We start from the raw sequence: 21,106 nt of genomic DNA on the forward strand, positions 1-21,106 counted from the left end.
TAAAGGCAACTCCCATTCTTCACATTCTGAAGGTTCCCTCCATTGGAATGTCAAGCATAAAGTTCGTTTTCTCTGCAGCAAGCGTCATTGCTACTGGGTATATGTTTGAAGCTTTTTATTTTCATTAGTTCGCCCTAGCGCCCACACTATGCCATGCGAGAACGGCTGTATAAGCCCTTCCCGCATGCAACGCGGTCATCCACCAAAGTACGTGCTCTCGATGCCTGCACGCCACTCTCTGGACGCACGCGCGGCCTCTGCCTGCACTTCAGCGCGCGTCTTGCCGGATTTGAAGGTTGGCTGGCGTGGGTATCCTGGTTCTTCGCCCACGGTGACCAGACCATTTTTACGCGCCTGCTCCAACTCGGCGATCACTTCGGCCCGGGTCTTCGTAGACTGGACATGCTCTAGCCAATTTGATCCGGAATTTCCTACCCACTTGTTATCTGCGAGAGCGCCGGTGCTGGCTCCTACGCTGAGTACCAGACTAACAATACCAAAAGCCAATTTCTTCGATTTCATGATGCACTCCTTAAAATTCAGATGGGGATCGCAGAACAATCGCAATCCATGAACGCAGTCTAGAAGCTGGACGGCAACAGAAACATGACCGCCACATGACAGTTCCGTCATCTACACTTTGTCAAAATAGACGCTGGTTTAATTGGTGGTTTTTTGGCAACGACGTTGATTACGCATTTATAATCTAGAGCGCGCGCCTTTTGGATAACAATGGCGGCAGTCAGAATGAGGGGATGTGAATATGCGCCTGCTAGTTGTAGAAGATGAACCGAAAGCTGGTGAATATCTACGCAAAGGACTCACTGAAACCGGGTTCATCGTCGACTGGGCACAAACCGGCACAGATGGCCTGCATATGGCTCAGGTTGGCAACTACGATGTGGTCGTACTCGACGTCATGCTTCCCGGGATCGATGGATGGACCATTATCCAAGAGTTACGCAAAAATGATAATGCAACGCCTGTGCTGTTTCTGACCGCGAAAGACGAACTGGACCACCGTATTAAAGGGCTGGAGCTTGGTGCCGACGATTATCTCGTCAAGCCGTTCGCATTCGCTGAGCTCGTCGTACGTATTCGTACGTTGCTTCGGCGCGGACCAATACGAGAGGCGGACCGCATTGAAGTCGGAGATCTTGAGATTGACGTGTTGAAACGCCGCGTCATGCGCAACGGAGACAGGATTGATCTGACAGCAAAGGAATTCGCGCTTCTTCACCTGCTGGCAAAGCGTAAGGGCGAAGTCTTGTCTCGCTCCCTGATCGCATCGCAAGTCTGGGATATGAATTTCGATAGCGATACCAACGTCGTCGACGTAGCAGTACGTCGGCTACGCGCCAAGATTGATGACGGCTATGTCCCGAAGCTGATCCACACCGTCCGGGGCATGGGATATGTGCTTGAGGAACGCCATTGAAGCATCGCCCGTTGAATACGTTGACTGCCCGACTTGCGTTGCTTTTTTCAATCGCTACGCTGATCACCTTTACCCTGGTCGGTGGTTTTCTGTCACATTCCCTTTCCATCCAGCTCGAGCTTCGCGATGACCATGAGCTCATTGGGAAGGTCGACCAGTTTCGTGACATTCTGCAGGAGACGCCTACGATCGATGCCATTGCAGATAATCAGCATCGGTTCGTCGACGCTGCCGCCGGTCACGAAGGACTGATCGTGGTGTTAAGGGATCAGCAGGGAAAAACCGTGATGCGTAACGAGCGCGATGCCGTCGGTGTACCCGACTTCGCGATCGTGCCAGCCGATCAGCGGCCTGACCTGGATTCTTTGGGAGTATGGGAATATGCGCCTGGCAGAGTTGCACGGACAGTGACCGCCTGGGGGCGCGTCGGCACGTCCGACCAGCTTGTGCAAATAGTGATCGCGCGAACCACATCGGATCGCATGGCGTTGTTAAGCGCGTATCGACGTGACGTGCTGGGCGCCATGCTGTTTGGCGCGTTATTTGCCGCTGTACTGGGCTACGCGGTTGTCCGCCGTGCACTGCTTCCCATTAAAGCCATTGCACAACACGCGCACTCAATCACCGCACAACACCTGGATACCCGGTTGGACGCCAGTTCTGTGCCGAATGAACTGCAGACCCTCGTTCAATCCTTCAATGACGTTCTCGATCGTTTGCAAGGCAGCTTTCAACGCTTGTCGCAGTTTTCCGCCGACCTGGCGCACGACCTGCGAACGCCTCTCTATAACCTGACGATCCAGACACAGGTAGCGCTGTCACAGCGACGCTCGGAAGACGAGTACCTTGCTATGTTGTCGTCGGGGCTCGAGGAATACGAGCGGCTGACACGTATGGTGGAAGGGATGCTATTCCTCGCGCGGGCGGACAATGCCCAGGTGGAGCTGAATCGGCAGGACATGCAGGCCGAGGAAGAACTCCAGAAAATTGCAGACTATTTTGAAGGCATTGCAGCCGACGCAGGGGTGCAAGTGGTTGTTGAAGGTAACGCGAAACTAAACGCGGATCCCGCGCTGTTTCGTCGAGCGGTCAGCAACCTGGTCGCAAATGCGATTCGCTACACCGCCCAGGGAGAGTCAGTGCGGCTGCGCGCCGCCAACATTCCGAATTCGACTTCCATTAGCGTCATCAATCCTGGCGTCGGTATAGATCAACACCATCTCCCGCGACTGTTCGACCGGTTTTATCGGGCAGATTCCGCACGTAGCCACTCATCGTTTTCAACAGGTCTGGGGCTTTCCATCGTGCGGACAATTATGAAGCTGCACGGCGGCAGTGTCGAGGTTCAAAGCGTTCCCCATGCCGAAACATGTTTTTCGCTTCATTTCCCCGCTTACCCAACGACGAAGTATAAAAGCAGCTAACGTACCTCTATGTCAATGAGGTCGCGCCAATACAAGTGACGATCCTGATGATGGCGCAGGTAGCTATCACGGTCCGCGACCGATCGATGCGCCGCTGCCCGAAATGCGTATTTCGGGCAGCGGGCGTCAGAGTGCGACTCCGAGATTTGCCAATTGCGAGGGGCTGATAGCGATGTTTGGCGGGACAAATCCTGCACCAACTGAACCGACATTGTTGAGGGTGTTGACTGCTACGTTCATCAGTTGGTTCAGGTTTTGAACAACGTTGACGTTGACATTGGCGATGGGGCCGAGGCCGGCAAGCCAGGAGTTGCCGCCACAGACCGACGACATGGCGTGCTTGTCGAGGTCAGTGCTGCTGGCAAGATCTTGGACGACGATCGATGACATGGTAAGGCTCCTTGGAGAACAGGTTTAATAATGAGTGATTCGCTTTACCAAGGCAGGTGGAGGCGCTGCCTCCACCTGCCTTGTCGGCATTACAGGAAGCCGATGTTGTTTGAGCCGTTCTGGGTAGGCGTCACGTTGGACGTGATACCGGATACGAAGGCTGCGTTGTTGCCGTTGTTGACTACCGTATTCTGGCTTTGATTCAACATTTGTGTAGCATCGAATTTGAAATCACCCTTGCCATAAGGCGCAGGGGTCGGGGTGTACGACGGGCTGGGGAGATAGCCGCCGCCATAGCCACCAGCGTAGCAGCCGCCGCGTACGGCAGCCATGGAACGGGCGTCGAGTTCTTCGGATACGGCGAGGTCTTTGATAATCAGTGCTTTCATGATGATTCTCCTGAAAAGTAAATAGTAAGTAAGGGGTAAAGAGTTAAATGACTACCGGCGCTTACGCGAACAGGCCGCCGAAGTTGATGTTGTTGGAGCCATGTTGGGTCGGGGTCACGTTGGAAGTAATGCCGGACACGAAGGCAGCATTGTTGCCGTTGTTGACTTCGGTGTTCTGGCTCTGCTGCATCATTTGTGTCGCGTCAAATTTGAAGTCGTCCTTGGACAGACTAAACATCGAGCTGGGGAACGGAAAGCCACCCAGATAGGTGCCGCCACGTACAGATGCCATAGAGTGTGCGTCGAGAGTTTCGGAAACGGCCAGATCTTTGATAGTCAAGGTTGTCATTACAGTGCTCCTGAAGTAGATAAATAAAAAGTGTGAGGGCTAGGTAGATCGTTGGTTGGTAGCGATCGTTTTGTCGTACACGCAGGACATACAGCATGGGCTGTGCCAGCTAAGCCGGGAGGCAGCAAAAGGTTTCTAAGACATTGATTTTTATAAGTATTTCGAGTTCCTGAAGCGGGTGCTATCAAAAAAGCATGTATTTGGAGTGCGCCGAGCTGGCGGGCGGACACCAACACATTTCCGGCACTGACGGCAAAAGTCCGACACTTCGCGATGTTGTATCTCGACCAGGCAGGACAGCCTCTTGTTTCGTTGTTATCGCCTGCGCACTTTGCGCAGATGGGCATGCCACTAATCTGTTCAGCTAAGTCGGCGATATAACTTTGGTTGGCATTTGGAGCATGGCTGACACGATGGAAGCGCCACGCTGGACGCGCAGGGAAAAATCGTTTCAGAAACCTAAAGGTCGTGGCGTGCAATAAGGGAGGCAACCATTGTCAATGGGGCAGCGTCGTCTTACATTACGCCGAGCGTGATTATTGCCAAGGCCACGTACCGTAGCGTCTTGGCGATAGTCACCAGGAATACAAAGATGGAAAAACGCTCACCCATTACCCCTGCGGCGAGCGTCAGAGGATCACCGACGATGGGCACCCATGACAGAAGCAGCGACCACCGGCCGTACTTGCCGTACCATTTTTGAGCACGCAATAATGTCTGCTCGTTCGCGGGAAACCAGCGGCGCTTTTTATACCGTTCCGCGAAACGGCCCAGTATCCAGTTCACGCAGGAGCCGAGGACATTACCAACACTGGCAACGAGGATCAGCATCCAGGCTGGCTGTTGTCCTCCAACTAACAGGCTCACCAGGACAGCCTCCGATTGTGCGGGCAGTATTGTGGCCGCAACCAGTGCAGCCATGAACATGCTCGCGTAAGCCCATAGGCTGCTCATTCAAAAAAACTCTTTGTAGATTTTTGCAAGCGCATGCTTGTCGTTATGAAAAACAAAGTGTACTCAGACGTTGTCGACTGTACTTCAAGCTGCGGCAGTCACGCTCTTTGACGTGACTTCAACGGAAAAAATGTCAATGTGTATGGTTCCATACGTTCATGATGTTCTGAGGATCCAGTAGGGCGCGCACGTCGCCGTTAAGAAGAGCAACACGCCTATTGGCGTATGCGAAGCTTGCAGCCAAGCTTCAATGTCGCCTTGTTAATGAGGGACGATAAAAAGCCATAAATTCGCAACATAAGACATAGAACCCTATGTCAGATTCCTTACGACGGACTCTAGGTGTGGAATGTATGACGTAGTGGATCTAAATTCAGTTTAGTGCAATTGGCTGATTTTACTTTCAAGTAGGCAAGAGGCAGCAAATCTTTTCGAGCGCACCCTTACCCCTATGTGGTAAAGGTGCGAACAAGGCCCTCGAAGTCGTTGTGCCAGAACTTGCTTTCCTTACGCGGGAAGTAATACGCAGAACCGCGGCTCGTGACGACGTCGGGTTCAGTTTCCGTCAGATGGCTTTGGCTGAGAAAACTCACGCCAATGACATGATCACGTCCAGCGTTTCCCAAGAACCGACTTACACCTTGGCGTAGGGCAGTCACGGCATTTGATGCATCGACGTCATGTTGGGCCAGCGCGATCATTTGCTCCGGCGTGAGATCTGCGAAGCCGGCGAAAAATATGCCCGCTCGCTGACCGGTAAGCTGTCGCTTTGCTGAATCGGAAAGTGTGGTAAAGACGGACTGTAGTAGTTCATCATCCTCTGCGCTTTGAACGACCAGTGCAACGATTCCGCCCGCTGGGGTGCCGATTATCATTGATTCCTGATTGACCGTGCCGGTGACCTTGTCGACATCGTTCTGCTCCACAGTTGGCTTCCCCTGGTTATGCACTACGTTCAGGTCAGCAGGATTAAATTCAGAGATGCGAACGGTTACACGATCTGGAAACTGCTGAGTACGGCAGCCAACGAGGGCGGAAGTGACCCTCTTGGCAAGCTCTCGCTTCTCCGCCTGCTGGCTTGGGAGTCGGGCCGGAACAGTTAGGACGATCGCCAGCCCGATATCCATCGAAAGGCATGCTGCTTTAACGTCGGATCCGACGAGATGAAAGAAATCCATCGCATCTCTGCGATGGACACTTCGGCCTTTATCACTTGAAATTGACTTGCATTCAACTTCCAGCCCTCCGTTGCCTAGATCGGGAACAAGGAGGTCGAACGTTCCCGATTTAGTCATTTCGGGCCACTCGACGTGGTAGCCGCGCGAAACGAAATGGTTAGCCGTGTGGAGTTCGAGGTCCATCGCCCGTAGATCTGGAGGATTCTTCATTCCGCCACGGATCCGAGCAATGATGGCCTGTGCATTTTTGTCGTCGGCGCTATTGATTATGGATAGCGTTTGTGCCATGAAGGCGAAGGCCGGGTAGAGCTCACGCCGCGTTGTCGCCTGAAGCGGCAGCATCCCACCATTGTCGAATGCAACCTTGCTACAGTCCGCAAGTAAGAAGGCAAGCCGGTTTTCTTCACGGAGAAAGTCGCGCAGAGAGGGTTGGCCGCGAAGGTGTTCCTTGAGGGCCTTCACTCGTTTCACCCAGTACGACTCACCAACCAGGCGCTTGAATTCTGCGAAGACGTAAGGAACCTCGTGGGTGTACAACTCGGTCATTAGCCCAATGGAAGACTTCATCAGTAGTCGCTCGTGAGAATGAAATGGCATGATACGAAAGGCAGTGAGCTGCGAGCAAGTCTACGCGCTGAGATCAGTTTGTTGCAAGCGCTCAACGGATGAGCTTCAAGCGGTGGAGATTACGGTTGCGCTCAAGTAGGCGTTATAGTCTGCTGGCGAAAAACTGTTATTTCGGTCATTCAGCAAGACCAAAAGGAAAGAGGCGAGTCATAAACAAAAGGTAGTCACAAAAGGGCCGTTGTACGCATTTTGTAGCCGTTAATGTCCGTAGTTGCGGCGAAAAATGTACGCAAAATGTAGTCATGGCGCGGCGGTCAAACGAACTGTAATGTCTGGGGCACAGTTATATGGCCACTTTATCGCCGGTGCGACATCCGCATTTCTTTCGCAAAAATTCCCATTTTTTATACTGTTCCGAAAACGGAAGGAATATCGGCAATTTCGTGCTTTTATTGTCATCTTTCCTCCGTTTTTGAAGCGAAATACCTATTGCTATGCTGCGAGAGCGGTCTGAACTAAATGTCGCCCATTCTTACTTGCTGGAAAATACTTACGTATCAATCAGATGCGGCGCTTTCCGTAACCAGACCATCAGTTTTGGCAAACATTTAGTTCGCGCTTTTGGAAGTAAATGAGTGCCACTGGAGGACTCGGAACTAAAAATCCGCCAAAGTTGATGTCCCGGTTGCCTTGCGAGTACTTTCGTCGCGATAGTCCGGAATGTGGCTCATAGGCGCCGATATTCGTTGGCAAAGCCACTACCGGACTCGGCCAGAATCAGACATCCGTCGAGGGCCAATTGAACCATCATTGGGGCAACCGCTGGATGACGTGCGGGCAACATTATTAAACAAGTTACCGGAGTTCTCGGGGCGTCACTCCGTTCAGGTACATATCGACGAAGATGCCGAGGCTGAGGGGGCCGATCATATGGCCAAGATCGAGGCCGCAGTAAAATACTTCACCATGCGCAACGACCCTCCGTAACGAAAGATGACATGAGGCGTATTTCTACGTTGCAGATCGGAAGCTTAAGGAAATGACATGAAGTCTCAGAAAGTCGTTGTGAACGATGTTGCTCCCAACAAGTCGAGCCAAGTGCATAGCCCTCGGGAACTGATGCGGGCGCGGCACCCGAACCTGTTTTCTGACTCGGTCGTCGAATCGCGTCCCGTGTTAGCACGCCCGGTGTTCGAGCACCACCTTGACACGCTAACTGCGCGCAAGGAGGAATATCAGTTTGAACACTTCTGCCGGCTGATCGCTGAGAAAGAAATCTGCCCAAACCTCCGGATCCAGACTGGCCCTACCGGTGGTGGCGACAGCAAGGTTGACTCGGAAAACTATCCAGTCTCTGACGAGATCTCCGATCGCTGGTGGGTCGGGGATCTAGCAGGCGGGTCGGAGCGTTGGGCGTTCGCTTTCAGTGCCAAGAAGAAGTGGAAGCCCAAGCTAGAAGCCGACGTGGAAAGCGTGCTCTCAACCAAGCGAGACTACAAGCGAGTCTACTTCTTCACCAACCAACTGGTCAGCGACAAGTTGCGGGCCAGCACCGAAGACGAACTGACGAGAACAGCAGGCATTCCCGTTCATATCATGGATCGGAATTGGCTCACTGACCGCGTATACCGACACGACCATTTGGACCTCGCCATATCGGCGCTTCAAATCGAGGACGCATCCCGCCAAGGCGGCGTGCGGCTCGGACCTGAAGACACTCGGCGTAAAGAGGAGCTGGAGGAACTCGATGCGCACATCTCCGATCCGAATCGCTACATTGGGGCACGGTACCAACTGGTTGAAGACTGCGTCCGTGCAGCAACACTTGCTCGCGGTCTTGATAGGCCGCGCGTCGAGATCGAGGGCCGTTTCGCTATGGCCGACCGGATTGCGCGCGAGCTGGCGATTCCTAGCCAGCTGCTGCGCGTCGCCTACCAACGTGCCTGGACCGCCCATTGGTGGTTTGAGGACTTCAGCGACTTCTTGACCCATTACGACGAAGTCGAGCGCTATGTGGCAAGTTCGACCGAGGCGGTAGACCAAGAGCGTCTGCTAAATCTGAATCAGCTACTCATCACCCTAGAGCGCCAAAAACTGGTTGCAACTAATCGAAGCCGTGCCACTGCCAGACGCCAGGCTCTCGTCGCTCACCTGAAGACGCTGGAGGCCGATGATGCTCGGCCCAACAATGCTCTCTTCGCTCGCATGCTCAGGACGTTTATCAGCTTGACCGATTCGATGTACCAGGGAGAATTGCAGGACTTATCCGCGGTCTGGGCAAATTTGACGGAGATCGCAGAGGCGTCCAGGCACATGGGACAGTTCCCATTCGAATCCCTGTCTAGCATGGTTCACGAGATGAGCGAAATGGTCGACGCTCCGGAGTTCGACAGCCTTTTTGAGCTGGTCGTGGATTTGGAGCGACAACGCGTGAGCGACGGCGCGGCCGGCGAGTCGTTCAGGCTGCGCGGACGCCAAAAGCTGAAAAATGGCAAACCCTACGACGCGATCCGTTGGTTAGGGCGGGCCGAAGAGATGTTTATCAAGGAAGAGTATCAACGCCAGCTGATTTTCACGCTGTTGGATGGCAGCTATGCGTACGAGAGGGCTGGCCTTTTGTGGGCGGCGCGCAACAAGCTCATAGTAGCAATCGAGCGATCCTTCCACCTATTTCAGGCGGAAGGGGAAAAGCCGGACATCGCACACCACTCCTTGCGCCGCTTGACTTGGATCGAAATGCAGCTTGGCCGGATTCCCCAGATCCTCCAGGCAATAGTGTGGACCCGAGTCTTGGAGAACCTAACGCCGGCAGGACAGAGTGAGGCTCAATCGGAGGAGGAGACGATGCTGTTGCAGGCCGTGCTCAGCATCCACTTCCTAAACGTTCCGTTCTCCCGAATTTCTGCGCTCGAACCGCTGCCAGACACACTTGATCGGCTCGATCTGGCTATGCCGCGAGCGGCCATTCTGTATGTGCTGGGTCATGAAAAACGTGTGAATGGAGAGTGCTTCGCCGATGCACCCAAGAACTCGAAGGACATGCTTGATTTCTTCGAACGTTGGCAGGATCAGCCAGCACGTGAAGATCTTCCGAGCGAACCCACGCTAAATGATGGCCCGCGCGCAACGGTCAGCTCGATCATACTGGGGGCAGAGTTTCTGATCGATTTCCCGAACGATGCCGCTTCCAGCGGAGTTGCCGAGTCGTTGCTCGGTGCCTTGGAAGCCTTTATGGCGACCAGCGATGAATACGACGTCCTCCCGCATGCCGAGAAGACGATCATCCGCTTGCGCAAAGTGAAAGAGCAGGCGACAGGTCCGTCGTTCGCGTGGTTGGACAACATCTCAGGTGTCCATGCGGAAATTGTCACAGATGAAAGTGTCGACTTCCAGAACAAGGAAGCGTTGACGCAATTCGCCGATTTTCTTTGCAGCACTGTTGTGACCATTGCTACGCATCAGTTCATCATCCGTAACCCAGAAGAGTGGGTGAAGAAGGTCGCCGGCGAGGAAAGAGGCCTGGCGCGAGCTGTGGTGCTGGGCAACGTGGTTGCCATCGGACGCAACCTGTTCGGTAGGGACGCCAAGGTGCGGCTGGCCGACTGGGTGGGCAACGATGACAAGCACTATGACTGCCTGCGTGACCAACACTGGCGCCCGAATCAATCTGTTGTTAAGTGCCACGAAAAAGAGGAAGCGATTAGATTTGGTGACGGCGCTCCGCCCAAGGGGCTGATGGACACCTCCCAGCGCAAACACACTCAGCGCAAGGTACTTTCACCTATCGACATCTCGAGCTGGGACAAAGCCCGCTGGGGTGGGACCTGCTACGGGTGGAACGACCAACAGCCACCGTTCATGGCACTGATGTTTAAGGACTTTGATGCTGGTAAGAAAATATTCACTGATTGGCACAGCCGGTGGGGCCGAGAGGACGTCGAGGGCGCGTTGCGTGTCACGATCGTCACCGGCATTTCGAAGAGCAGTCCCCATCATTACGCTGTGATCGTTGGGCCCAATATCGATCCCATCACTTCGGACTTCAGATCAGGTGATACGATTAGCATTGTCTCGCGAATCAATCGAATGACACCTGCAACTCCAGAAAACCTGACGAACTTCTTGAAGGTGTTCGAAAATTTCGGTGCCTTCTTTCTAATGCCAGCGCAACTGCCCACCGGCGGCCAAAGAATGCCGGAGATTGAATACAAGCTCGCGCTCCTCAAGCACCACCTGTACATCCGCCCCGCTTGGCAGATCGGTGAAAACGACCCTGACATCATCGCTCTGGACGAGGTAGAAGATCCCTTCATTCCGGATGGTGTAGTGGAAGCCCCTGTAGTTAAAGCAATTGCCGCGGTGCGTGCCAGAAAAAAAGGGCGTATGCGTTGATCGTTTGGTTTCAGGCGCCGATCCTGGCAGCGTTACCGTCCGCAGTGGGTTGCGTCCGGCATTCCCCGACCGGCCTAGCACTGGCCGGAAAGCGGTCAATAGCTGCCAGCCGCCCGAAATCGATCTACTTCCGGGTCCGGCCAAAAGCAGTCGGTGACTAAGCTATTCAAAAATTGTTAATAGTGCCGTCACTTGGACCCCGCCTGGGAATCCTTTGTCTGAACGTTAAATTATCACTTTCAAGATATCCCCAAGCCAATCATCCTTGATCAGTTTATCGCAGCAGCCGGCAGGATCAGCAATTTGGCAACAGTAGTAAGCCGCACGAACGTGAATCCGTCAGTGATCTGATACCAACAACCAAGAGCCAATGCAGTGTGAAGCATGACATTCGTTTGGTAAATTTGGAACGGTCCGCTATTGCAGCCGAACACCGGCACTTACGGTTCCGCTTCTCAAAAGCCGCGTAAAATCATCTGCCGATACCGGGGCGCTAAAAAGATATCCTTGCCCCTCAGTGCAGTGGTGTGCATGAAGAAATGAAAGCTGCGCTGGCGTTTCGACGCCTTCCGCAACAACGCTTTGCCCCAGGCTAGTACCCATGCCAATCACAGCATTGACGATGACGCCGTTACCGTTGTTCGACGAGATGCTTTGTACAAACGACTGGTCAATTTTCAATACGTCGATAGGGAACTGGCTAAGATAGCTCAAACTGGAATACCCGGTGCCGAAATCGTCGATGGCAAGTTGCACGCCGACTTGTTTCAGTTCATGGAGGACGGCACTGCTTGATTGCACGTTTCGCATCAGCACGCTTTCAGTCAACTCAAGCTGCAGACATCTCGCATCCAGACCTGTTTCATCCAACACGTTACGCAGATGTTCGACATATCCACGACTCCGAAATTCGAGCGCTGAAACATTGACAGCAATGGTAAGGGATGCCATTCCCTGGTCACGCCATGCCTTGGCCTGCCGGCACGCCTGGAGAAGCACGATCTTTCCTATAGCGACGATTAGGCCCGAGTCTTCAGCGACTGAGATAAACGCCTCGGGAAACAGGATCCCTTTATCGGGGTGAATCCAGCGAACGAGGGCTTCCGCGCCGGTCACTGTCCCTGTTACCAAATCGACCTTTGGCTGGTAGTACACCAACAGCTCATTTTCAGAAATTGCGCGACGCAGTTCTACCTCGGTGGCTTGGCGCTCCACTGCCAAGGCATTCATGTGACTGTCGAAAAATTGATAATTGTTCTTTCCCTCTTTCTTCGCGTGGTACATCGCCGCATCTGCATTCTTGACCAAAGCATCAGCATCGTCCCCGTCAGCAGGAAACGTGCTGATTCCGATACTTGTCGTAATGTGCAGCTCAGTACCAGCGAGGAAGTGGGGCGCTGCAAGTGCATGAAGGATTTTTTCAGCAGTAACGGTGGAATGCTCCGCCAGTGCATCGTCCAACACAAGCACAACGAACTCATCTCCACCCAAACGGCTCACCGTGTCAGAATGCCGCACTTGGGATACCAGCCGGCTCGCGACCGATTCGAGCAGCTTATCGCCCACTGCGTGCCCGAGCGAGTCATTGATGTGCTTAAAATTGTCCAGGTCCAGAAACAACACGGCAAGCTGGGTGGTGTACCGCTTTGCGTAGGAAATGGCTTGCGTCAGGCGGTCATTCAAGAGCAAACGATTTGGTAGGCCGGTAAGGTAATCATGTTGTGCCAAGTGCGCCATTTTCTGCGCCATGGCCTTGGCTTCGGACACGTCATGAAACGTAACGACGGCGCCAGTGACGTCGCCGTTTCGGTCAAAGATTGGGGCGACGGAATCTTCTATTGGCGATTCATATCCATCCCGGCGGACCAGTACCGAATTGGCGTGGAGGGCCAGATTCTTTCCACGAGCGATGACCATCGCGACCGGATTTCTGGCGAGCTGTCGCGTCTCACTGTCAATCAGATGGAAGACTTCGGCAATTGGGCGGCCTTGTGCGTCGTCGCGTGACCAACCTGTCATGCGCTCGGCTTCGGCATTCATGTAGGTAACGTTGCCCGCGACATCGGTGCTCAGAACGCCGTCACCTATCGATTCAAGAGTGACGCGCGATCGTTCCCGTTCCACGAAGAGTGCTTCTTCGACTTTCTTGCGCTGAATGATATTACGGATCGCCTGCGGCACCAGAGAGTTCTGGAAATGACCCTTACTAAGAAACCCCTGAGCACCGCGCTGCACTGCTTCAATCGCGAGGTATTCATTTTCCTCGTCGCAGAGCGTCATGATAGGAATGGCAGGGACCAACTCGAAGAGCACATCAAAGGTGTCCAGACCCTGACTGTCCGACAGACACAGATCGACGAGAATGATATCGACGCCACGCCTGCCCAATCGGGTTACTACCTCAGATAAATGACGAACCCACTCAGTAATAAACGGACCATCTCTTGCGGCTGCAAGTGTCTCTTTGAGCAACTTTGCGTCAGCAACGTCGTTGGTGACAATTAAAACGGTGTTGGCGGTCATGAAATCTTTTCTGAATGGGGCGAGCGTCTACAATAGAAAAGGCCGCAGCAGTTGCCGCGGCCCTTTTACCTACCTACGTGCCGCAATAAGTTATTGCGGACGCGTTGCGCTGTTAGACGACTGAGTGCGTTCTCCGGCTCCACGAATCGGCGTGGTGAGTTTTTCCAGCGCTTCTTTTTGACGCTGAGTCATCTTCGCAGTCTGGTCGGATGCCTTTTGTGCGACTTCCTTGACGACTCCCTCAGCCGTGCGGGCGGCATTTGGGATATGCGCTTCAGCGGTCTTCACGATGCCCACCTGAGCATCAGCAAGAATGGCTTGCACATGCTGGCTATAGGCGCGGACTTTCTCCGCTGCAGGCTGTGCCTGACCAGCAGCAATCGATAAGGCATCGATACGGCCATCGGCGTTTATTACCTGCCGAGTGCTCGAAAGAGTTTCTTCCATCAATGTTTGCCCTACCTGAATGTTGAGCTCATTGAGCTTTTGCATGCTGTCGAACATTTTTTTCGACACATCGGCATAGAAGGCAAATTGCGCCTCAAGTTGAGCTTTGACTGCGGGCGAAGAAGATGACGGGAAGAAGTTATTCATAAGTATTCCTAAGAAACATTTTATACAGGCGGTTATCTGCATAAGGGGCTAACACAAGATCAGAGACGGCATCTGGACAAACGTTCAATATATATTTGTGCAATGCAGCAGAACAAAAATATCACTCACATTCACGGCAATTTAATAAAGATATTTGGCGTGATTCTTCTGCGGTGCAGCATGATGAGCCCATCTTAATCTCATGCTCAAATGAGCTTCCAAGGAGCACGATGCATATCACTAACATTCAACCTTCTTGTCCGCTTCTGTTCGCATCCGAACCCATGCGCTCCATCATGGACTATTACGCAGCGCACGTCCTCCCAGTCGATCGCCTGCCCAAAGGGGATAGTCATACAGTGATCGTGTTTCCCGGACTCGGCGCCTCTGGGAGCGCCACAGCGATGTTGCGCACACGCCTGCGGCAACTCAATTATGACGTCCATGATTGGGAGCATGGCATCAACCAACTTCCAAACGGGGATCTTGACGCTTGGATCACACGGCTGTCGATGCAATTGCAGCGCTTAGCGGCACGGGACGGTCATGCCGTAACACTGGTTGGTTGGAGCCTGGGCGGCCTGTATGCGCGGGCGCTGCTGCAGCGCTATCCGGCCTGCGTTCGTCAGATCATCACCCTCGGCATCCCCTATGCTGAATTGCACAACGTCGGCGCTGCTCCAGCCAGCGCGGAAGGGATTGATGACGATGCGGTGGCTGCCGTGCCTGCATTCTCGATCTACTCCAAGTCCGATGGAGTGGTGGCGTGGCAAGGCTGTGTACCCACTGGCTTGCACAACCATCATGCCATCGCGGTCGATGGTGTAAGTCATATGGGGCTGGTGTATCACCCAGAGGTACTGTCGATCATTGCGGGTCTGCTGGCCAGCAGCGCCACGGGAGCAGTCGGCGCACGGGCGACAAGACAATCATAGTGCAAGAATGCCGATACTTCGGCAGACATCATATCCGAATGACCAGCGAGAGCAGCTAAGAGGGAGGCTTTCCTACCTGCATTCTGCCGGTTGTCTAAAACCAAGCTTAGGCAAGGTTCGGCCATAAGAAGCCGGTGGCAGAAATATCCGAACACTCCATACCAGCCGTTCAGAAAGTCGAGACCAGGTCGATCGGAGACGGCACACCTCGCCCACCCTTGTTGAGCACATGGGCATACCACCTGCGTGGTGGATACATCAGTATGGCCAAGCAGCTCCTGCCGAAGCTTTGCGGCAGTTAGTGTTGCACCAAATACTTTAGTGAGAAGTTGCATATGTTGCCATGCTCTTTTTTCGAGGGCTACCAATTAAAGCTAGATTGACCTGCTAAGCATTGTGTAGCCCCGCTGGGTGAATCGCCCTTTGCCTGTGATCGGCCCGAGCGCTCAGCCGATGACGAACTTATCGCGGTGCTGCTGGATGAATTGGTCAAGCGTGGTCAGTGGCACGCCCCAGCTACGAACGGCATCGAGGTCCACCTTATAGCCCTCGACGTTGTTCCATGACTCGTGCTTGAAGGTCATCGCACCATGAGGTTTCGCGAGCGTCTCTTCTTCAGACAAGGTGACGGCCGAAACCGGCTTCCCCGTGGCCTTGGTCATCTTCGCTGCAACCTCGGGCAAAGTGAAGGATTCCGCGGCAAGGTCAATCTCATGACCGTGAAAACGCTCTGGCTCGGCGAAGGCGGCAGCCGCGAACGCACCGATGTCGTCCACCGCGATCCAGTCAATGCGGGTGTCGGCTGCTATTGCAGTCTCGAATCGACCGCGCTCGCGAAGCGTGGCGAATTGTAAATCCGCCTGCGGCGGCACGATGTCCTCCATGATCATGGCCGGCTTCAGGATCACCCAGTGGCGGAAGCCCTGCGTCTTGACCATCTCGTTCACGGCCGCCTTGTTCTGCCAATACAGCGGCTCCCAACGCCCCTCATTCCAGCCGATGAAGTTCTCATGATCGCCCGCACGAGCAACAGAACTATGGACAATGATGCGTACATTTGCGCGATGAGCAGCCTCGACCAGTGCCCTACCGGCCAGAATCTCAGTGTCCGGGTCGCCAGGATGCGATCCCATTTGCACGGAGAAAACGCCGTCCACCCCTGTCAGTGCCGCGTCGAGGCTGGCAGTATCGGTGAATTCGCCCTTCACTACGTCGACGCCCTGGGCTACAAGTGCCTGTGCTGCGGGAGAAGCAGGATCACGCACAAAGGCGCGCACGGCGCGACCCGCCTTCAGTAGCGCACGGACAACAGCACCACCTTGTTTACCAGTGGCACCCATGACGAGAATGGGGGAAATAATTGGGGTAGACATGGAAAGCCTTTCAAAGAATGAAGGCGCGCTCAGCGCCGGGGAAGTCCGAACATAATAAGTCCATCCAATACGAAACGCAATAGTTTCGAAAAGGCAGAGTTTCGGATTATCTCAGCCATCATCTATAATGTTTGGCATGACCGATCAAGCCAACCTACACCAGCGTCGTCTGCCGGCGGCAGAACGGGGGCGCTCCCAAGACAGAAGTCGCGACGATGTCATCATCAGCGCAACGCTCGAGCTTCTTGGTGAAAAGGGGTACCACGGTCTGACGATGACCGATGTGGCGGCGCGTGCGGGGGTTTCGAAGGCGACGCTTTATCGGCGTTGGACGGCGAAAGCGGATGTGGTGGCCGATGCCGTTGCCACGCTGAATCCAATGGATCCGCCTCGCTATCCCGGCACATCGCTGCGAGACGATCTTCTCGCGTTGATGGTGCAGGTCGGTAACTGCGACGACAGTCCCGAGATCGTCACCGCGACGATGGAAATGGCGCGGTTGCACCCAGACCTGTATCGAACCCTGACCGCGCGCTTCGGCACGTTCGTTCGGGCAGAGCTGGACAAGCTCGCCAAGCGAGCGGCTGATGCGGGACACGCGCCCATGTCGGAGGTTGAGCTCGACGTCTTTGGTGATACGGTAGTCGCGCTCCTGGCCCATTACGCCGGACCGGCTGGTGCATCGATCCCGCGAGAGCGTCTGATCAGGCTTGTTGACCATGTGCTGATGGTCTTGCTGACGGGGACACGTGCCGCGGAATAGGCGATCTCGCCCCCGCGCGGCAGCTTCTCGAGTTAGTGGCCATCGAGCTGCTGGGTGCGCAACCCACAAAACTTGGCCATTCCCCAAACAGCATCCTTTTCGGGACGGCAGCGATCGCCATCGGCCTCTCGAAAGCAGACAGAGCACTATCCACCCACCACCAGTAGTCAGATCGTCGCTTGAACCAATGACCGCTTCTAAGGACGCTGCGCGACTGAAATTAGGCGCGTAGCTGCCGTTGCGCTCCAGCTGAAGGAATGGCCGAAAACGCTGCTAACGAGTCTCACTTTTACCAGAATGTTCGCTTTTCGGAATCGGCCACTTCTGCTTTGGGTCCAGCCTGTGTGAAAACATGCCTATCTGAGTAAACGAAACTTAGATTAAGAGGTCATACGGATATCACCTAACAAGAAGGGGATCCGGATGAAGCGATTCATTGAGGGAGTCGAACGGACGCAAACCATCTTGTTTCCGGCACAGCAGGACGAGTACGTCGCCGAAGACAATCCCGTTCGCGTCGTTGACGCTTTCATCGACTCGCTTGATTTGAAAGCACTTAGTTTTGAGGGCGCAGTTCCTGCCGAAACAGGTCGACCCTCGTATCATCCAGCAGTACTTTTGAAGATCTACGTATATGGCTATCTGAACCGAATTCAGTCCAGCCGGCGCCTGGAACGTGAAACACAACGTAATGTCGAACTGATGTGGCTGACCAGCCGGCTCACACCTGACTTCAAGACCATTGCCGACTTCCGCAAGGACAATGGACAGGCCATCCGTAACGTCTGCCGGCAATTCGTCCTGTTATGTCACAAGCTGAACATGTTTGAAGGCGGCGCGGTCGCCATTGACGGAAGCAAGTTCAAGGCGGTGAACAACCGTGACAAGAACTACACACAGCGTAAAATCAAAGCACGTATTGAACAGGTCGAAGAGAGCATCGCCCGCTACATGAAAGAACTTGACCGCGCTGACCGGCAGCCGGAGCTGACAACCAAGATGCGCGTACAGCACATTAGAGACAAGATTGCCTCCTTCAAGCGGCAGATCGCCGAGTTCAACGAGCTAGAGAAGCAACTGCAGCAGGTGCCAGACCAGCAGATCTCTGAAACTGACCCGGACGCACGCTCCATGGCTACTAGCGGACGCGGCACGGGCATGGTCGGTTACAACGTGCAGACCGCCGTCGACACAACGCACCACCTGATCGTTGCCCATGAAGTTACCAATGTTGGTCATGACAGGAACCAGCTTGCCAACATGACTAAGCATGTCCAGAAGGTCACTGCAAAGAAGGAGCTGGTTGCCATAGCTGACCGTGGCTACTTCAGTGGCGTGGAAATCCGTGCTTGCGAACAGCAGGGTGCGGTGCCGTTGGTACCCAAGCCCATCACGTCGAATAACCGGGCGCTGGGGAAATTCGACAAGCGCGACTTTATCTATCTGGCGCAAAGTGATGAATACCTGTGCCCAGCCGGCCAACGTGCACCATGGCGCTGCAAGACCGAAGAACGTGGCGAATTACTGCATAAATATTGGACCTCGGCATGCCCGACATGTGCGCTCAAGCCGAGGTGCACCACTGGTGACTACCGGCGCATTACGCGCGGGGAGCACGAGGAAGTACTAGAAGGGATGCAACGGCGACTTGACGAACGACCCGGGTTGGCAATGACTCGCCGCTGCACTGTTGAAAATCCGTTTGGTACGTTGAAGGCGTGGATGGGTGCTACGCACTTCCTGATGAAAAGGCTTCCAAAAGTGCAAACTGAGATGAGCTTGCATGTCTTGGCATATAACATGAAGCGAATGATGAATATCCTCGGCACGGAAACATTGATTACAGCGATGAGAAAATAGGATGAAAGGCCTTTAAATGACACCCGCGAGTAATTAGAAACTAATGTTATTCCTCAGATCCTGATTTAAGGCCGTACTGAGGACGTTTGCATACAACCTCGGTCCAAGACCTGGTAAAACCCGGAAAAAGCCCAATCCCATATAATGCGCCAGTTACGAGACCGACCATTTATTTTCCGGAAAGTCGCGTGGACATTGCCGTACAAGATTCTCCCAGTCTTCGTTATGACTTTGTGAAAGATCCTCACCATCAGTCCATCCGATATGGGCAGTCCACCAGCGTTGTTGAATTCGGCTACAATTCGTCCCTGCTCTAAAGTTCGTGAAAGTGGCTTGACCCATTTTCGGCGTCTCTATTTTCAGTGGGCAACTTCCTTGTGGCCCATTTTCTCTTCAAATGCTCCACGTAGATTAATATTATTGCAACTTTTTAATCGTTGCAATGAGTAACTGTGGAGCTTCGTTTGACGGCATCTAAAAAAACTACTTCATCATCTGAGTTATTATCGACGGGTATTCCTGGCATCGATTGCATCCTGGGTGGCGGATTGACACGCGACCGGCTTTATTTGATTGAGGGCGAGCCAGGTACTGGAAAAACCACGATGTCCCTGCAGTTCCTATTGGAAGGCGCTCAAGCAGGTGAGACCGTCCTTTACATGACCCTATCGGAAACCGAGGCGGAGATCCGCGCGGTCGCCGCTTCGCATGGATGGTCACTGGACGGCGTCCATATCCACGAGGTGATTCCTTCAGAAAAAATGCTCGATCCTGAAGAGCAATATACGATTTTCCACCCGTCCGAAGTCGAGCTAAGTGAGACGACGCAGAAATTGATTGCTGCGATAGAAGCACTTAAACCCGTGCGTGTCGTGCTCGATTCACTTTCAGAACTTCAGTTACTCGCTGTAAATGCATTGCGGTACAGGCGGCAGGTGATGGCGTTTAAACAATTTTTTTCACGGCGAGCCTGTACCGTCGTGTTCCTCGACGACCGTACGGCGGGTGAAAAAGACCTGGAAGTGCGCAGCATTGCCCATGGCGTCATTTCACTCGATCAGACATTGAGTAATTACGGCGCCACACGTCGCCACGTGCGTGTGATCAAATATCGGGGAATGGCATTCCGGGAGGGGTTGCACGATTACGTGATCCGGCGTGGGGGACTCATCGCCTATCCTCGATTAATTGCGTCCGAATCACGCATGATGAACAAGCCCAGTCGGTTTCCAAGCGGGGTAGCGCAACTCGATACGCTTTTGGGTGGTGGCATTGAAGAGAGCACGAGTACCTTTGTTGTTGGCCCCCCCGGCGCTGGCAAATCATCGCTCGCGGCACAGTTTGTGATGTCCGCTATACAGCAGGGCCAGAGTGCAGCGATGTTCATTTTCGAAGAATCTATCAGCAACTTGCTTAACCGCTGCGATGGACTCGGCATGGACTTGCGTAGCCCGTTTGAATCAAACCAGTTGTCCATTCAGCAAGTGGATCCGGCTGAGCTGACCCCCGGTGAGTATGCTGATACGGTATGCCGCGCAGCCGATGCCGGTGCCAAGGTTATTGTGATCGACAGCTTGAACGGATATCTCAATGCAATGCCAGACGAGCAATTCCTGACGACTCATTTGCATGAACTGCTCAGTTATCTGGGGCAGCGCGGGGTAGTAACCCTCCTGGTCGGCGTGCAGCAGGGGATGCTTGGTCCGAATATGACGAGCACGGCGAATATCAGCTATCTGGCTGACAACGTCATCATGCTGCGTTATTTCGAAGTGCGCGGCGAGGTGCTGCAAGCCATCTCAGTATTCAAAAAAAGGGGCGGCAAGCACGAGCGCACGATCCGGCAATTCTGCATGTCGGAACATGGCATTCAGGTAGGCCCAGTGCTGCGCGAGTTTCACGGTATTCTTTCGGGCATACCGGCGATATTGGACCATGCTGCCCCGGAAGTCGGTAGCTCCAGTATCGACTAAGGCC

At 53.9% G+C, this 21,106-nt stretch carries 17 protein-coding genes; 8 read left to right on the plus strand and 9 right to left on the minus strand.

Annotation, left to right across the window (positions count from 1 at the left end):
- Nucleotides 1-195: 195 nt before the first annotated feature.
- Nucleotides 196-522, minus strand: a complete 327-nt coding sequence (locus ACFQUU_RS16870) for a DUF4148 domain-containing protein (RefSeq protein ID WP_382249168.1) — start codon at nt 520-522, stop codon at nt 196-198.
- Nucleotides 523-763: 241 nt separating this feature from the next.
- Here ACFQUU_RS16870 and ACFQUU_RS16875 point away from each other — a divergent pair, with 241 nt between their 5' ends.
- Nucleotides 764-1,438, plus strand: a complete 675-nt coding sequence (locus ACFQUU_RS16875; RefSeq protein ID WP_382249170.1) for a heavy metal response regulator transcription factor — start codon at nt 764-766, stop codon at nt 1,436-1,438.
- A complete protein-coding gene (locus tag ACFQUU_RS16880; protein WP_382249172.1) occupies nt 1,435-2,862 on the plus strand; it encodes a heavy metal sensor histidine kinase in 1,428 nt (475 codons plus the stop codon). Before ACFQUU_RS16875 ends, ACFQUU_RS16880 begins: the two co-directional genes overlap by 4 nt.
- A 126-nt stretch (nt 2,863-2,988) precedes the next feature.
- Here the strand turns inward: ACFQUU_RS16880 and ACFQUU_RS16885 are convergent, their stop codons facing one another.
- The 5 genes from ACFQUU_RS16885 to ACFQUU_RS16905 all read right to left on the minus strand — a co-directional run bounded on the left by ACFQUU_RS16885 (nt 2,989) and on the right by ACFQUU_RS16905 (nt 6,689).
- Nucleotides 2,989-3,252 carry a hypothetical protein gene (locus ACFQUU_RS16885; RefSeq protein ID WP_382249174.1) on the minus strand — a complete coding sequence of 88 codons (264 nt, stop codon included), beginning with the start codon at nt 3,250-3,252 and terminating at the stop codon, nt 2,989-2,991.
- Nucleotides 3,253-3,341: 89 nt separating this feature from the next.
- Nucleotides 3,342-3,641, minus strand: coding sequence for a hypothetical protein (locus ACFQUU_RS16890; RefSeq protein WP_382249176.1), 300 nt, complete (start codon nt 3,639-3,641; stop codon nt 3,342-3,344).
- 61 nt (nt 3,642-3,702) lie between these two features.
- The gene (locus tag ACFQUU_RS16895; RefSeq protein WP_382249178.1) at nt 3,703-3,990 is read right to left on the minus strand and encodes a hypothetical protein; all 288 of its coding nucleotides are present in this window, start codon (nt 3,988-3,990) and stop codon (nt 3,703-3,705) included.
- Nucleotides 3,991-4,506: 516 nt separating this feature from the next.
- Entirely contained in the window at nt 4,507-4,944 is a 438-nt protein-coding gene (locus ACFQUU_RS16900; RefSeq protein WP_382249180.1) for a YqaA family protein, read from the minus strand.
- 449 nt (nt 4,945-5,393) lie between these two features.
- Entirely contained in the window at nt 5,394-6,689 is a 1,296-nt protein-coding gene (locus ACFQUU_RS16905; RefSeq protein ID WP_382249182.1) for a hypothetical protein, read from the minus strand.
- Between the two features lie 810 nt (nt 6,690-7,499).
- Between ACFQUU_RS16905 and ACFQUU_RS16910 the strand changes: the two genes are divergently transcribed.
- The gene (locus tag ACFQUU_RS16910; protein ID WP_382249184.1) at nt 7,500-7,676 is read left to right on the plus strand and encodes a hypothetical protein; all 177 of its coding nucleotides are present in this window, start codon (nt 7,500-7,502) and stop codon (nt 7,674-7,676) included.
- A gap of 57 nt (nt 7,677-7,733) precedes the next feature.
- Nucleotides 7,734-11,081, plus strand: a complete 3,348-nt coding sequence (locus tag ACFQUU_RS16915) for a hypothetical protein (protein WP_382249186.1) — start codon at nt 7,734-7,736, stop codon at nt 11,079-11,081.
- A gap of 417 nt (nt 11,082-11,498) precedes the next feature.
- Here ACFQUU_RS16915 and ACFQUU_RS16920 read toward each other — a convergent pair whose 3' ends face one another.
- Together ACFQUU_RS16920 and ACFQUU_RS16925 are read right to left on the minus strand one after the other, a co-directional pair.
- On the minus strand, nt 11,499-13,604 hold the full coding sequence (locus tag ACFQUU_RS16920; protein ID WP_382249188.1) for a putative bifunctional diguanylate cyclase/phosphodiesterase: 2,106 nt from the start codon (nt 13,602-13,604) through the stop codon (nt 11,499-11,501).
- A gap of 90 nt (nt 13,605-13,694) precedes the next feature.
- A complete protein-coding gene (locus ACFQUU_RS16925) occupies nt 13,695-14,198 on the minus strand; it encodes a phasin family protein (protein ID WP_382249189.1) in 504 nt (167 codons plus the stop codon).
- Nucleotides 14,199-14,428: 230 nt separating this feature from the next.
- Here ACFQUU_RS16925 and ACFQUU_RS16930 point away from each other — a divergent pair, with 230 nt between their 5' ends.
- Nucleotides 14,429-15,133 carry an esterase/lipase family protein gene (locus tag ACFQUU_RS16930; protein ID WP_382249191.1) on the plus strand — a complete coding sequence of 235 codons (705 nt, stop codon included), beginning with the start codon at nt 14,429-14,431 and terminating at the stop codon, nt 15,131-15,133.
- Between the two features lie 446 nt (nt 15,134-15,579).
- On the opposite strand, the gene ACFQUU_RS16935 is transcribed toward ACFQUU_RS16930, so the two are convergent.
- Entirely contained in the window at nt 15,580-16,506 is a 927-nt protein-coding gene (locus tag ACFQUU_RS16935) for an NmrA/HSCARG family protein (protein ID WP_382249193.1), read from the minus strand.
- 136 nt (nt 16,507-16,642) lie between these two features.
- On the opposite strand from ACFQUU_RS16935, the gene ACFQUU_RS16940 reads away from it, so the two are divergent.
- The 3 genes from ACFQUU_RS16940 to ACFQUU_RS16950 all read left to right on the plus strand — a co-directional run bounded on the left by ACFQUU_RS16940 (nt 16,643) and on the right by ACFQUU_RS16950 (nt 21,102).
- Complete coding sequence (locus ACFQUU_RS16940; protein WP_382249195.1) at nt 16,643-17,269, plus strand: TetR/AcrR family transcriptional regulator; 627 nt, start codon at nt 16,643-16,645, stop codon at nt 17,267-17,269.
- Between the two features lie 423 nt (nt 17,270-17,692).
- Nucleotides 17,693-19,129 (plus strand): IS1182 family transposase, encoded by a 1,437-nt coding sequence (locus tag ACFQUU_RS16945; protein ID WP_382249197.1) that lies wholly within the window; start codon nt 17,693-17,695, stop codon nt 19,127-19,129.
- 464 nt (nt 19,130-19,593) lie between these two features.
- Nucleotides 19,594-21,102, plus strand: a complete 1,509-nt coding sequence (locus ACFQUU_RS16950) for an ATPase domain-containing protein (protein WP_382249199.1) — start codon at nt 19,594-19,596, stop codon at nt 21,100-21,102.
- The last annotated feature ends 4 nt before the right edge of the window (nt 21,103-21,106 follow it).

The organism is Herbaspirillum sp. GCM10030257, assembly GCF_042666555.1.
GTDB lineage: Bacteria > Pseudomonadota > Gammaproteobacteria > Burkholderiales > Burkholderiaceae_D > Noviherbaspirillum.